We start from the raw sequence: 13,809 nt of genomic DNA, 5'->3' as shown, positions 1-13,809 counted from the left end.
ATAATCCCTACCAACCCGATGATCCGCTTAATATCCGCACTGCAATTATTATTCGTTTACAGTATATTGACCACGGCCCCGGCCGCCGCGCAATCCTGGACGGCCGACAACGGTAACGGCACCTACACCAACCCGTTGTTCTACGACGAATTTTCAGATCCCGACCTGATCCGGGTAAATAACGATTTCTACATCACAGGTACCACCATGCATAGCGTACCGGGCCTGCCGGTGCTGCACTCTACCGATTTGGTGAACTGGCGGCTGGTGAGTTACGCACTTCCGCGTTTTGACGACAGCGATGATTTTAACCTGCGCAACGGTAAAGAAGCTTATGGGCAGGGGATCTGGGCGCCCTGTATCAGGTACCACAACGGTACATTTTATATTTTCTCCAACATAAACCGGCACGGCCTGCAGGTATTTACCGCTAAAAGCGCGGCCGGCCCCTGGAAACAATATGACCTTAAAAAGCCTGTTTATGACCTTTCGGTACTGTTCGAAAACAACAGGATCTACATCGTTTACGGGCAAAGCGAAATCAGGATGATTGAACTCAAGCCAGACCTTAGCGGCTTTGAACCCAATACCGACAGGCTGCTCATCGCACGAACCGAGGCTATGGGCGAAGGCAACCATTTTTATAAAATCAACGGTAAATATTACATCACCAATGCCGATGGCGGCCGCTTGCAGTGCGCCCGGTCTGCCAATATCTACGGCCCTTACGAAACTACGGTGATAAGCGCCAAAGAGACCATGGGCACCTCGCTGGGCTGGTTTACCAACAATATGGGCCAGGGCACGCCTGTACCTTCCCCCACCGAAAACCTGACCATGGTTAAGCGTAATGACCAGCTGTTAGCCTCCGTGCCCATGCACCAGGGCGGTATTGTAGATCTGCCAAATGGCCAGTGGTGGGGCTTTTCGATGATGGACTTCAGGTCGGTGGGCCGCACTACGTTCCTCTCGCCTGTTACCTGGCAGGATGGCTGGCCTTACTTCGGCCTGGCGGGCAACCAGGGCCGCTCGCCCAAAACCTGGTTTAAGCCTAACACATCAGCACCGCATGCCCCTTACGTGCGGAGCGACGATTTTAAATCGGGCCGGCTGGTATCCGCCTGGCAGTGGAACCATAACCCCATCAACACTCACTGGAAACTTAAAGCCGGCGAACTACAGCTGCGCACCCTGCCCGCAAAAGATTTTTTATGGGCACACAACACACTTACCCAACGCTGCGTAGGCCCCGAGAGCGAAGCTACAGTAATCCTGGATGCCTCGCACCTGAAGGAAGGAGATATCGCCGGTTTAGGCCTGATGAACATCCCCTACGCCTGGGTGGCCGTACTGCGTGAGGGTAACGGGTATACGCTGCGCTTTTTTGACCAGTATAAGCATCAAACTATTGATAAGCCGCTACAATCGCCGCAGGTGAGCTTACGGGCTTTTGGCGATTTTGATAACGATATTGCCAGGTTGAGCTACAGCATTAACGGAACGGGGTTTGAAAGCCTTGGCGATACCATTCGCCTGCCTTACCAGTTAAAAACATTCCAGGGTACCCGTTTTGCGCTGTTTGCCTATAATACCCAAAATAAAGAAGGCGGCATAGCCGCATTCAGTAAATTTGAACTGAAGGAGCCCCTGGCTGACCGATCCAAAAACCTGCCCATCGGAAAAACAATTACATTAACCAACCTGGCCGACGGCCGCATGGTACGGGCCGATCCCCACGGCATGCTCGTCCCCGGACGGAGTTACCGGACCAACGAAAAAGACGTGGGCTGCAATTTCAGGGTGATTGACCGGGGAAATGGCCGCGTTGTGCTGCAGGCCATGAACGGTACCGGCTTTGTAACCATTACCGGCCAGGGTATGGCGGCCGATGTTCGGCTCACTCAGAAGGAAACTGCCGCCAGCCTGCTGCTGTGGCAGGATATGCTGCGGGGCCAGTGCATGCTGCTGTCATTACATACCAACCGTTTTGTGGGCCTGAACCCCCATACCGGCGAATTGTATGGGGCCGACTGGCCCGGAACCCTGCCCGGCAAAAAAGATGGTACCGTTTTTAGCTGGCGGGAAATTGCCCCATAAACCCGCGGCAAGTTTACCTGTATGATGCAGGGCTATATGGTGCAATTATCGGCTGTTTCATTGGCCAGCGATGCCTGTCTATGAAAAAACTTAGCTGTTTTTGAACTGGTGCCCTCCCTTATTTACCTATAAACACAGGATGTGAACCCTTTGATTTAACACCAATTCGATTTAAAATTTAATTTTTGATTAATATTAATTCTGGAGAGTATAAACAATTTGCTTTATTGTCTTATAATGGAGTTTTGCTCAGATTATAAGCTAAAATATTGCTCATTAAATTTAATTATATCTACAAAATGAAAAGTAAATCAATTCAATTGGCTATTTGTGTCATAGCCTCGCTTTGCGGATGCAGCAAACCGGTATCTGTTCAGAGCGTAACAACCGGCGGTAAAGACAGTGTAGCAGGCAAAAATTTAACGTCATATTCGTTAGGCAGCGTAACAACCATTGTTCACCCGGGAATGCTGCATTCGGCAGCGGATTTTGCCCGGATGACGGCCAAGGTGAATGCCGGGGCGCAACCCTGGCTCGACGGCTGGAACAAGCTCGTCGCTAACGGTCATTCATCTGCTACGTATGTTCCCAGGCCGGTAGATACTATTGTGCGCGGGAAGGCGGCAAGCGGAAAGGGCGAGAATTATATACTGGCTTGCCAGGACGCGGCCGCGGCTTATCAAAATGCATTACGCTGGAAAATTAAGGGCGATACCGCCTGCGGGAATAATGCCGTAGCTATTATGAACGCGTGGGCCGCAAAATGCAAACTGATTGACGGCGATAGTAACAAACAGCTTGCAGCCGGCCTGCAGGGTTACCAATGGGCCAACGCGGCTGAAATTATGCGTAGCTACAGTGGCTGGTCGGCATCCGATTTTACCGCTTTTAAAAACTTTATGCTTAATGTTTATTATCCCGTATCAAGCGATTTCCTGGCGAGGCATAACAATACCTGCGGAACACATTACTGGTTAAATTGGGATATGTCAAACCTTTGTACCGTGCTGGCCATTGGCATTCTTTGTGATGATATCAGTAAAGTTAATTACGCTATCAATTATTACCAGCACAGTGGTGTCGGTACCGCGTATATAGGGCGTGTAACCACCGCCACCTATCCCAACGGAATGGACCAGGCGCAGGAAGCCGGAAGAGACCAGGGGCACGCCACCATGGAAGTTCCGCTCTTTGGCACTTTTTGCCAGATGTTATACAACCAGGGGCAAAACTTTTTCGACTATAATCCCTGGAACCATGTTAACCCGCCGCTTTTGGGAGTAAGCGAATATATCGCGGCTTACAACATCAATACAACCAACACTGTTCCTTATACAACTTATAATAACTGTGAAAATTCAAACCAAACCGTTATTTCAAGCGGAGGCCGGGGGAATGTTCGCCCGGGTTGGGAACTTGTTTATAACTACTATGTTAAAGTAAAGGGGAAAACAGCCACCTATACTACCCAATTTGCAACTAAAGTACGCCCCGAAGGAGGAGGTGGCGATTACGGAGGTAATAGTGGCGGCTATGATCAATTAGGCTTTGGCACACTAACCTTCTCCCGTTAAACAACAAACAACTAAACAGGCTGCACTGGCTTTGTCAAATATCGACGAAACCAGTGCTTTTCTATGATAATAGATACGCGCAGTTTAAATCATAAGCAACAAGCGCTGGCGATGGAAATTGTAGCCACGTTGCGACCCAAACCTGCAAACTAAATAGCCGCTTCTTGATATTTCGAATTAAATTCTATCTTTGCATCCAATTCCTGATTTGTTAATCTTTTAAATATCAAGGAATCATGACAGAGCAAATCTACATATCGCCCCTTTCGCTCATTGCCTGATCAGGCAGGCAAACCCTGTATTTTATTAAATAATTAAACGGTTGCATCAGTAACCTGTGCATTATTTTGCCTGCCCCCCAAATTCACTGGGGTTTTTGAGCGCTCTAAAAAGGGTATATCCTTACTCAAGGACGAACTGAGATCAAAAATCAAATTCAGGAAAATTAAATGAAAGTGTGATGAACACACATGAATGGCCGCGCTGTATCAAATCGGCACGGCGCAAAAGGCGGCTCGTTAAAACCGGTCGGGATAAACAACTGATACATCTGTACAAACGGCGTGATGAACTAAGTGAGCAAAGAAGGCTTTTGCCTATGGTTGCGCTTGAACACCCGTATCAACGTGGCTGGAAACGTTTTTTTGTGTTGCGGGATGACCAGAAGCATAACCCCAGGAAGGACTTTTATGAAGCCTTATTAATGAAAATTAACACGGTTGAATATCATCAGGACAAATCCTTCAAACGGAAAAAACGACGCAAACAACGTTATGTGTACCAGGCAAAACCGCAAATGCTGCGTGAGCTGTCGCAACATAGCTGGGATATCAACAGGATCAATTTAACCGAGCAGGAAAAGGTTTGCTTTACCCGTGTTGAAACTTTTGATGTTAAAACCTACCGTACCGAGGTAAAATACGTGTTTGCCGAGCCCTGGCGATATGTGCTAAAGGTAGCGCCGCATATGGTTACGCATATTAAAATGATCGATACGGATATTGAAACGGAGTTAGCGTGGATAGACGAACACATTGGTAACAACTACTTATGGCCGCGCATTAACCTGTTAACCCGTGGCCGGAGCTATCGCTGGAAAGATGAGTTTAACGACCGGCCAAAATACATTAACAAATTTAAAAACACACCAAGGTATGCCTGTAAAGAAGCTTACCTGGAATTAGAAAGATAACCCACATGGGCAATTTAAGAACAAAAGATTTAAGTAAAATAGGTTATCATAATGATCAGCTGCGAAGCCTGGTTATTGGTATAATCTCTAAAAATTTCAAGCACCATAGTAAGCAGCAGCTACTGGACCTATTGGTGGATATTAAGAACGATCCGGAAGCATTTCTGGATGATGAGCTAACAAGCAAGATAGCCGAAAAGGTAATTGGCAAAACGGACGCACCATCCTTTAAAACGTTTGCACTGCGTGATGAACCGGTGTACTGCAAAACTTACGGTGGCAAGGGCATTGAGCAATCGGCCAAAAAACAGATGGAGCTGGCTAATATGCTGCCCGTAAGCGTTCAAGGTGCATTAATGCCTGACGCGCACATGGGTTTTGGTTTGCCTATTGGTGGCGTACTCGCTGCAAACAACGCGGTAATTCCCTATGCTGTAGGTATGGATATTGGCTGCCGCATGGCGCTGTCGATTATCGATGAGAGCGACGGTTTTCTAAAAAGGTTCGAATATCAAATTAAACAAGCCTTAAAAAATCATACTCATTTTGGTATGGAAGGAGGCCTGGATGTAAGGCAGGAGCATGAAGTGCTGGATAGCAGGGTATTTGATGAGATCCCATTTTTGAAACCGCTGCGAAGTAAGGCGGTACGGCAATTAGGCACCTCGGGCAACGGAAACCACTTTGTGGAGTTTGGCGAGATCGAACTTTTTGCTGATAACGCTTTAGGTTTACCCGCTAAAAAGTACACAGCCTTGTTAACACATTCGGGCAGCCGGGGTTTAGGTTCGGCAATAGCAAGGCAGTACACGCAGATAGCCATGAATACCTGCAAACTTCCGCGCCACGCACAGCAACTGGCCTGGTTGGATATGAACAGTGAGGCGGGCCAGGAATACTGGTTAACCATGACCCTGGCCGGAGATTATGCCAAAGCTTGTCACGAGCGCATACACGCCAACCTGTTAAAGGCTTTAGGCTTGAAAGCTTTACATGTAGTAGAGAACCACCACAACTTTGCCTGGAAAGATCAATTGGCCTACGGCCGGGATGTTATTATTCATCGCAAAGGAGCGACACCAGCGCATCAAGGTGAGCTGGGTATTATCCCCGGCAGCATGACCACGCCGGCTTACCTGGTATCGGGCAAAGGTGCAAATGATGCTTTATATTCTGCATCGCACGGTGCCGGCCGGGCCATGAGCAGGCAAAAGGCTAAGGACAGCATGACGGTTTCGGCCATGAAAAAGTTGCTGACCAATGCAGGTGTAACCTTAATTGGCGGTACCGTTGAAGAGAACCCCTTAGCTTATAAGGATATCGAGGCCGTAATGGCGAGGCAAAGCGACCTGGTTGATATCCAGGGCAAGTTTTATCCACGTATCGTTCGGATGAATAAGGAGTAGTGATGAAAAAGATGATGATACAAATCACTTCAGGCAAAGGCCCGGCAGAATGCTGCCGGGTTGTAGCCCGCGTACAAAACCTGATGTTGAAGCAAGCCAAACAGCAAGGCATTCAGCTTGAAGTACTGGAAAACAAAGCCGGCGGGTTAAACGGCACTTTACTATCCGCTATGATGATGGCTACAGGTAATAACCTGGATGCCTTTGTAAAAGAATGGACCGGCACTGTACAATGGATAGCGCAAAGTCCGTATCGAAAATACCATAAACGTAAAAACTGGTTTGTGGGCGTATCTGTTTTTGACGTAAAAGAACTGATGCAATGGAACCCTAAAGATGTAAAGCTAGAAACCTGTCGTTCGTCGGGGCCAGGCGGTCAAAATGTAAACAAAGTGGAAACCGCGGTTCGGGGAACCCATTTACCATCTGGGCTGCAAGTTATGGCAATGGATACCCGGTCGCAGCTCGAAAACAAAAAGCTTTGTTTAGCCCGGCTGGAAGCCAAAATACTGATCTGGCAAACAGAACAATTGATAGAGCAACAGCAAAGCCAATGGCAGGAGCATAACGCCCTGGAGCGTGGTAATCCGGTTAAAACCATCAGGGCAGTAATTTAAAACAGGCGACAAAAGTAACCGGGTTTTTTCGTAAAAGCCTCAAAACGGCGTTTGGCTGTTGTTTTAGAGGTTTTGAATATCCTGATATTCTCCATCTGATAAAAAAGCGGTCTTCAACCTGAAGGCCGCTTTTTTACTTTAGCCTCGATTTTGAATCAATTTTATTTTTACATAACCCACCCCACCCATCCAAATCCACTTTAAAAAAATATCATCAACAGCAATGAGGGTAAAACGCTTCAGGCGTGTTTAAGAGACAAATTTTAATAATCGTCTTAACAACACAAATGCTATGAAAGCAACATCTCTGATCTATCTTGTTATCTTTTTGATTTCGTTTAAATTTACTGCAGGTGCCCAGCAAAAAACGGCAACCAATGCCGATTCTGTATTTAAGCCCAAAATCGGATCATTTGATGCCGGTTACTCCTACTCGCCGTTTACCGTTAAAAATAAAAACATGAACATCAGGCAAGTGAATGCTTCGCTCAACGTACCGCTGATAAATAATTTCAGGGACGGAAAGCTTGATTTTTTACTTGCCGGCGTTAGTTACAGCGGGCTTTCCTTATCCGGAACAGGAAAATCATTCGGCGGTACTGATTTTTATTCTATTTCGGTGCCCATCACTTTTCAAAAATCGTTTTCTGCAAAGTACGCGCTGCTGGTATCAGCAATCCCTACCTTATCATCCGACCTGAAAGATGTTTCGGGCGAAGACATGCTATATTCAGGCTTTGCCATGCTCAAGATCCGTAAGTCTAAAACCTTTTCCTACGCCGTAGGTGTGGGTTATTCAAGGCAGTTTTTTGGTACGATACTGCTACCGGTTATCGGGATAGAATGGCAGATCAGCGAAAAACTGAGCCTTAGCGGCACCCTGCCCGTTTCCGAAAAATTAAAGTACCAGCTCAACGATAAAAGTATCATTGGTTTCAGCAGCGACTTTGGCATTGGCGGGGGCTCGTATCGCCTATCAAAAAAAACCGGGTCAAATTATTTACAGGTACAGCAGTATAAAAACACGCTTTTTTATAATTACCAGCTGGCTAAAAACTTTTCGGTACAAATAAGCGGTGGTTACAATTTTGTGCAGCAGCTTGACTTGTACAACAAAGATCAAAAAGTTAACTGGGCTCCATTTAACGACCTGAACAAACGTGTTCCCCTGGCCGAATTAAAAAAGACCGGCTTCACCGTCGAATCGGGGATCAGCTACCGGTTTTAACCCGAAGCAGGCGCAAGTATTCCTTATCAACGTATAACATCAATCAACCGCAGCAATGGAAACAACTATTAATTTAATGGTCGAGGTTTTTAAAACAAATGTTGAGGATCCGGCGCAGGCAGCAAAATTGGTAGGCCTGCTCCAAAACCGCATTACCAATAGCAGTGTAAATTTTGACCTGGAAGATTGTGATAAAGTATTGAGGATAGAGGGCCCGGATGTTTCACCGCAATCGGTCGTGGGCATCCTTAAAGATTATGGCTACAAATGCCAGCCGCTCGAATAAACATACCCGGATTATAATGCTTGTATTCCTGTTCGCTTGTCAAATAAACCCGAAGAGCTGTTAAAAAACAGATGAAACGCGTCATTGAGAAAGCATCAAGGTAACCTGAAAAAAGCCGTTATGGCATGTAAAATATATTTTAGGGATATTATGTGTGGGGCCGCGTTAAGGATTGCAGTGTAAAGCCCACAGCGTGGATTGGGATTGCGGGCGGGAAAAGCGAGGACTTGTAACGTAAAGCCCGGGCCGCAGGCAACGCCCAAATCTATAAAATCAATCGAAAAATATACTTAATAATCAATAGCTTACAATCATGCCATTATAAGAAACGAAGCAATCCCGAACTATACGGAGCAACTCTGCTAACCGGGGATTGCTTCGTTACAGCAATGACGGCTTTTTCAATAAGATTTTATCAAACCATTTTAAACTGCATCCAGGGCAATTATTTCAGCACAAAGCAGGAAGAAGGATGGGTCCTGTCGTTGTAAATATCGTTAAGCTGCGTTGGTCCCGAAACGGTATCAAAAACCATGATATTATTTTCGCCTGCTACAAAATGAGGCCATTGCTTATCATTAACCTGGCCCGGAGCTTTGCCTTTTATAAAGTTTACCCAGGTTTGGTGTATTTGGTTAGCCAGTTTTAGTTCTGTATCGTTAAAATTGTTTTGTTTGGGTAAAAACCAAACATAGCCTAATTCATCGGCATGGGTTGCACCGGTACCATCGCGCTTGTAATCAAAACGGTACATCCAAACGTGGCTGCCTGCCTGTGCTAATGTGTTAGCCAGCCGGTAGCTGTGCATCTGGTACATGTATTGGGTGAGTACTTTTATGGCAGCGCTATCTGCATTGCCATTTTTAGCCTCACTTTCAAAGGTTGATAAAATATAACGGTAATTATCACCAAACCAACCATATAGCACGGTGCTATCGGGGTGGTTGAGGCGTTTATCAAAATTCATAAACATTTTACTTTCAAACTTATTGGTACCGATCAGGAAGCGTACTTTATCATTCCTGTTTTTGAGGATATATTGATATGGATCCTGCGAAATCACCGCGCCATCTATCACCGGGCCAAAATAGTTGGTACCCTGTGCCCCATTTCTGATGTTTGCCTGTGCTGCTATAAGTTTTTCGGCGGAGATTTTGAGGAGATCGGCAGGTTTGCTAACACCCAGCTCGGTCATTAGCCGCTGCCTGATGCCCTTAGCCGTAACAGAATCCCGGATGCATTGCACGGCGCCACTTTCTAAAATCTGCTGGTTGAAATAGCCTTTGGATTGCGGTGTTGCCAACAGGGCACTGGTGAGTTTAGCCCCCGCCGATTCGCCCATGACGGTAACCTTCGAAGCATCGCCGCCCATAGCTGCAATATTTTGCCTGATCCATTTCAGCGCCATGATCAGATCGAGCAATCCATTATTGCCGGATGATTGGTAGGATTTGTTTACATCGCCCAAATACATAAAGCCGAAAACGCCAAGGCGATAATTAATGGTAACGGTAACAACGCTGTCATCGTCGGCAAAGGCGTGCCCGTTCATCCCCATACCCGAGCCGCCTGTAAGCGAGCCGCCATGTACCCATACCAGCACCGGAAGCCTGGCATCCCTTGCTGTTGTTGGTGTATAAACGTTCAATGTCAGGCAATCTTCGCTGCCTTTTAGTCCGCCTGTGCCGCCACCCTGCGATGCCGGGCTTCCAAATTTTTCGCATGAAAGCGTGTCCTTCCATGCCGTCATGGGCTGAGGGGGCATAAAACGCAAAGGGCCAACCGGTGGTTTAGCATACGGGATGCCTTTAAACACCAGGGTTGACCCTTCTTCGATGCCTTTTATCCATCCACCTGATACTTTTGTTACAACTGTTTGGGCAGAGGTGGTAAAACCTAAAAATATGCCCAGTAAAAACGTGTATACCGGAATCAAGCGGATGATATTTTTCATAAAATGGTTGATCTTAATAAGTGGCAGCCAGCTGTAGCGCGTTATAAGCATTAACAACGCCGCCGGTTACACAAAGATCGGTAAACGGAACTTCTTTTTTAGTCTCTCCATCTTTAATCTCCACATTATGTGATATTTTCACTACCGATTTCATGATGATCTCCTTAACCTGTACAGCCGTTAATTTTGGATAATATGAACGGATGAGCGCCGCCAGCCCGGTTACAACCGGTGCCGCCATACTGGTACCATCATGCTCGGCATAGGCTGATTTTGGTGTGGTTGAATTGATGGCTACTCCCGGTGCAAACACATCAACACTGGTTTTGCCATAATTGGAGAAGGACGCTTTCAGCGTTTCATCGTCTTTAGGGCCCGATGCGCCAACTTCTATCCAGGCACCGGCTACGCCGCTTTTGTCCTCATAAATACGGTTAGGGACGTTCAGTTCAACTTCGGTGTTATTGTTGTCATTACCTGCGGCATGTACAAGCAACACATCCTTGCTTAACGCAAATTTTACTGCATCATCAACTGCTTTTTTATTGTACGAGTAACTTTTGCCGAAGCTCATGTTGATGACCTTAGCGCCGTTAGCCGCAGCATAACGAATGGCGTTTGCTACATCCTTATCGCGTTCATCGCCGGTAGGCACTGTACGTACCGACATGATAGCTACATCGTTGGCCACACCCATAACACCAAGATTGTTATCCCGTATCGCGCCAATGATCCCGGCAACGTGGGTGCCATGATCAGCATCCGGGCCGGTTACGTCATTATTGCCATAAAAACGCTCATTAGCATTGTTATAGTTATCGCCCACGGTATCTCTTGAATTGAAATTAAGGTTGAGGTGATAATCCAACTGCTCTTTAAAGTGAGTTAAGCCGCCGTTTACCTCTTTCTCCCTGAACTCGGCTACATTTTTAAACGAAGGCAGGGCGCTTACCAATACACGTTTAACATAGGCCTCGCCATTATCTTTAGGCTCAAATTTGGTGATATCATCAAGGCTTGGGTTTTGATTGCCCAGCTTCGTCAATACCCCATCAAGCAGGGTGTTGAATTTATTGATCACCGTATAGGTTTGCTGTGCTTTGGCAACCTGCTTATCCATATCAGCTTTCATAGCGCTGTATGCTTTAAAATCGGCAAGGTCTTTACCAGTAAGTTTCGTACTGTCGGCATTGGCAAAGCGGGCGTTGTTGATCCGTACAAGGCGGGTTAGCTCCAGGTTATCATAATGTACATCTCCCTTGGCCGAGCCAATAAAATCCCAGCCGTGCATGTCATCAGCATAACCGTTTTTATCATCATCCTTTTTATTCGCGGCGGTTTCTTGCGGGTTGTTCCAGATCACCTTTTTAAGGTCCTCATGGTCCACATCAATGCCCCCATCAATTACGGCTACCAGCACGGTAACGTGTTTTTTGCCTTTTAACAGTTCGTTGTATGCTTTTTCGGTACTGATCCCAAATACAGAATCGGTTTTAAGATCAAGGTTTTGCCAGTTAGGTTTTGTTTTTGGAGCTTCCTGTGCATAAGTGAATACAGGTAAGCAAAGCCCGGCTACCAGCACAAGCTTTTTAAGCGGAAAATTGTTTATCATTAATACTTTCAGTAATAGTTTATAAGTACAAAAACTCTAAAGTAGGTTTTTAATTGTTTAAAAAATGTGCGGGTTTGGTGATTTTAACACGTTTTCAGGAAAAAATATCTTTCTGATCACTCTACTTTTTGCTCAAAAATATGTTCAATTATAAATTTTGATTCTTCTACGTAAACCTTTTTCCTGATCAGTTCCCGTAAATCGTCGGTGGCACCATCCCTTATCTCATAGTTCTTTTCTTTACAGATTTTTATAAAACCTGTATACAATTGTTTCGCTTTGCCTGTTTCGCCTTTTGCAAGTGTGGCAAGCGCTATATTAAACATGGCGTAAGTGGCGTCATCCTGATATTTCAGCGCCTTGTAAGAATATTTTATACAGTCATCAAATTTACCAGCACAATAACATGACCACCCCAGGTTACCCAAGGCATTGGCATAAGTGCTGTCAATAGCTATTGCTTTTTTGGCGGCATCAATAGCTGCCAGGTAGTTACCCGATTGCGTATAACTTAAATTGAGCCCTACGTAGGCGTATTTATAGGTTGGGTCGGCCTTTACTGCTTTCTGATGATAAGTTATGGCTGTTTCATATTGCTTTTTCTGATAGTAGCAATCACCTATCCTGTCGTATGGAAAAGGATATGATTTATCAATGCTGATAGCTTTTTGGAGATCTTTTATGGCATCATCCAATTTATCTGCGTAATAATAAGCGTCGCCGCGATCAACATAAAAAGTCCGTCGGTCGGGTTCCAGGTTGATGGCCTGTGTGTAAAGACTGATAGCTGTTTCGTATTCGTTTCTGTCGCAGTAAATATCACCTTTCAGGTTATAACCATCACCGTCGTCGGCATTTTGGTTAATATGCTGATTGATAAAATAAAGGGCGCTATCCGGCATATCCATATTTTTGTAGCACCTGGTAAGGTTGTAGTAAGTCCAACTATAATTGGGCTTTAACCGTAATGTCAATCGCAGATCAGTTGCTGCTTCCTTATATTTTTCAAGGTCGATCAGGCAGTCGGCCCGGTCATAATAAAGTACAAAATAGCCCGGGAAAAACTTAATGGCCTGGTCGTAATCAGCTACCGCCTTGTCAAGCTCATCAAGATTATAATAGCACTTAGCCCGCATCTGGTATGCATGGGCATACTGTGGCCATACCGCCAATATTTGATCACAATACGTTATACATTCCCGGTATTTATGTTCATCAAACAACATTTCTGCTTTCATTGTGTTGGCCGAAATCAATCCCGGGCTGTCCTTTAGCAGCCGGTTCAATTCAGTACCTGCAGCCGATTTTCCTTTAAATGACGCGGTAAGTAATTTTAATCGTTTAGCAAAAACGGTGTTAGGGGCATTTTTAAAAAAGCCGTCTAAAATTTTATCGGCATTTTTATCGCCGGGCTGTGATGTGAATACCAGTTTAAAAAAATCTTTCCCCAGTTGTTTTTCCGCAGGCGAAAGATTGCTATTGTCGGCAATATCCTTAACAAGGCTAAAAACTTCATAGCCCTGATAGGGCATGATCCGCGTTACATCTTTTTGTAAGGTGATGTTTTTAATGCTTTTGGATAGTAACATCATTCCTTTATCAATGCTGTCTTGCCTGAAACAGGTGATAGCCTCTTTTAAATAGGATGCATAGTCGCTGATCTGGTAACCAGGTGCAGTTATTGGTACGGAATTTTTTTTACTGGAAGTATCCGCCGGTACTAAAGCCCAGGTGGTTAAGGGGGCTAAAATTAACAGCCAAAAAGCTATTGGTTTGAATGATAAGGTCATGCTATAAAAATAGCATATCCGGTTAATATTAAAAAATGGAAATGGGTTCCCGG

At 45.5% G+C, this 13,809-nt stretch carries 10 protein-coding genes; 7 read left to right on the top strand and 3 right to left on the bottom strand.

The annotated features are described in order from the left end of the window. Window positions 1–18 precede the first annotated feature (18 nt). The 7 genes from ACEN82_RS24340 (at window position 19) to ACEN82_RS24310 (ending at window position 8,400) form a co-directional block, all read left to right on the top strand. Window positions 19–2,097, top strand: a complete 2,079-nt coding sequence (locus ACEN82_RS24340) for a glycoside hydrolase family 43 protein (protein ID WP_413321539.1) — start codon at window positions 19–21, stop codon at window positions 2,095–2,097. A 299-nt stretch (window positions 2,098–2,396) separates the two neighbouring features. Beyond that, window positions 2,397–3,671, top strand: a complete 1,275-nt coding sequence (locus tag ACEN82_RS24335; RefSeq protein WP_413321540.1) for an alginate lyase family protein — start codon at window positions 2,397–2,399, stop codon at window positions 3,669–3,671. 460 nt (window positions 3,672–4,131) lie between these two features. Further along, window positions 4,132–4,863 carry a hypothetical protein gene (locus tag ACEN82_RS24330; RefSeq protein ID WP_413321541.1) on the top strand — a complete coding sequence of 244 codons (732 nt, stop codon included), beginning with the start codon at window positions 4,132–4,134 and terminating at the stop codon, window positions 4,861–4,863. Between the two features lie 5 nt (window positions 4,864–4,868). Further along, complete coding sequence (locus tag ACEN82_RS24325) at window positions 4,869–6,269, top strand: RtcB family protein (protein WP_413321542.1); 1,401 nt, start codon at window positions 4,869–4,871, stop codon at window positions 6,267–6,269. Window positions 6,270–6,271: 2 nt separating this feature from the next. Then, the gene (gene prfH / locus ACEN82_RS24320; RefSeq protein WP_413321543.1) at window positions 6,272–6,886 is read left to right on the top strand and encodes a peptide chain release factor H; all 615 of its coding nucleotides are present in this window, start codon (window positions 6,272–6,274) and stop codon (window positions 6,884–6,886) included. 292 nt (window positions 6,887–7,178) lie between these two features. Continuing rightward, on the top strand, window positions 7,179–8,114 hold the full coding sequence (locus ACEN82_RS24315) for a DUF6268 family outer membrane beta-barrel protein (RefSeq protein WP_188833666.1): 936 nt from the start codon (window positions 7,179–7,181) through the stop codon (window positions 8,112–8,114). 55 nt (window positions 8,115–8,169) lie between these two features. After that, complete coding sequence (locus ACEN82_RS24310; RefSeq protein ID WP_229701671.1) at window positions 8,170–8,400, top strand: hypothetical protein; 231 nt, start codon at window positions 8,170–8,172, stop codon at window positions 8,398–8,400. A 445-nt stretch (window positions 8,401–8,845) separates the two neighbouring features. On the opposite strand, the gene ACEN82_RS24305 is transcribed toward ACEN82_RS24310, so the two are convergent. The 3 genes from ACEN82_RS24305 to ACEN82_RS24295 form a co-directional block, all read right to left on the bottom strand. Next, window positions 8,846–10,354, bottom strand: a complete 1,509-nt coding sequence (locus ACEN82_RS24305; protein WP_188833665.1) for a carboxylesterase/lipase family protein — start codon at window positions 10,352–10,354, stop codon at window positions 8,846–8,848. A 13-nt stretch (window positions 10,355–10,367) separates the two neighbouring features. After that, a complete protein-coding gene (locus tag ACEN82_RS24300) occupies window positions 10,368–11,966 on the bottom strand; it encodes a S8 family peptidase (protein WP_188833664.1) in 1,599 nt (532 codons plus the stop codon). Between the two features lie 116 nt (window positions 11,967–12,082). Next, the gene (locus ACEN82_RS24295; RefSeq protein ID WP_188833663.1) at window positions 12,083–13,756 is read right to left on the bottom strand and encodes a tetratricopeptide repeat protein; all 1,674 of its coding nucleotides are present in this window, start codon (window positions 13,754–13,756) and stop codon (window positions 12,083–12,085) included. Between the last annotated feature and the right edge of the window lie 53 nt (window positions 13,757–13,809).

The sequence above is a fragment of the Mucilaginibacter sp. Mucisp73 genome (genome assembly GCF_059491465.1).
This window is presented reverse-complemented; position numbering and strand designations above follow the sequence as displayed.

Excerpts from the sequence above, each read along its gene's own strand:
- ACEN82_RS24340 (WP_413321539.1), top strand. The coding sequence starts at position 19 with ATGATCCGCTTAATATCCGCACTGCAATTATTATTCGTTTACAGTATA.
- prfH (WP_413321543.1), top strand. The coding sequence starts at position 6,272 with ATGAAAAAGATGATGATACAAATCACTTCAGGCAAAGGCCCGGCAGAA.
- ACEN82_RS24305 (WP_188833665.1), bottom strand. The coding sequence starts at position 10,354 with ATGAAAAATATCATCCGCTTGATTCCGGTATACACGTTTTTACTGGGC.
- ACEN82_RS24335 (WP_413321540.1), top strand. The coding sequence starts at position 2,397 with ATGAAAAGTAAATCAATTCAATTGGCTATTTGTGTCATAGCCTCGCTT.
- ACEN82_RS24310 (WP_229701671.1), top strand. The coding sequence starts at position 8,170 with ATGGAAACAACTATTAATTTAATGGTCGAGGTTTTTAAAACAAATGTT.
- ACEN82_RS24295 (WP_188833663.1), bottom strand. The coding sequence starts at position 13,756 with ATGACCTTATCATTCAAACCAATAGCTTTTTGGCTGTTAATTTTAGCC.
- ACEN82_RS24300 (WP_188833664.1), bottom strand. The coding sequence starts at position 11,966 with ATGATAAACAATTTTCCGCTTAAAAAGCTTGTGCTGGTAGCCGGGCTT.
- ACEN82_RS24330 (WP_413321541.1), top strand. The coding sequence starts at position 4,132 with ATGAACACACATGAATGGCCGCGCTGTATCAAATCGGCACGGCGCAAA.
- ACEN82_RS24325 (WP_413321542.1), top strand. The coding sequence starts at position 4,869 with ATGGGCAATTTAAGAACAAAAGATTTAAGTAAAATAGGTTATCATAAT.
- ACEN82_RS24315 (WP_188833666.1), top strand. The coding sequence starts at position 7,179 with ATGAAAGCAACATCTCTGATCTATCTTGTTATCTTTTTGATTTCGTTT.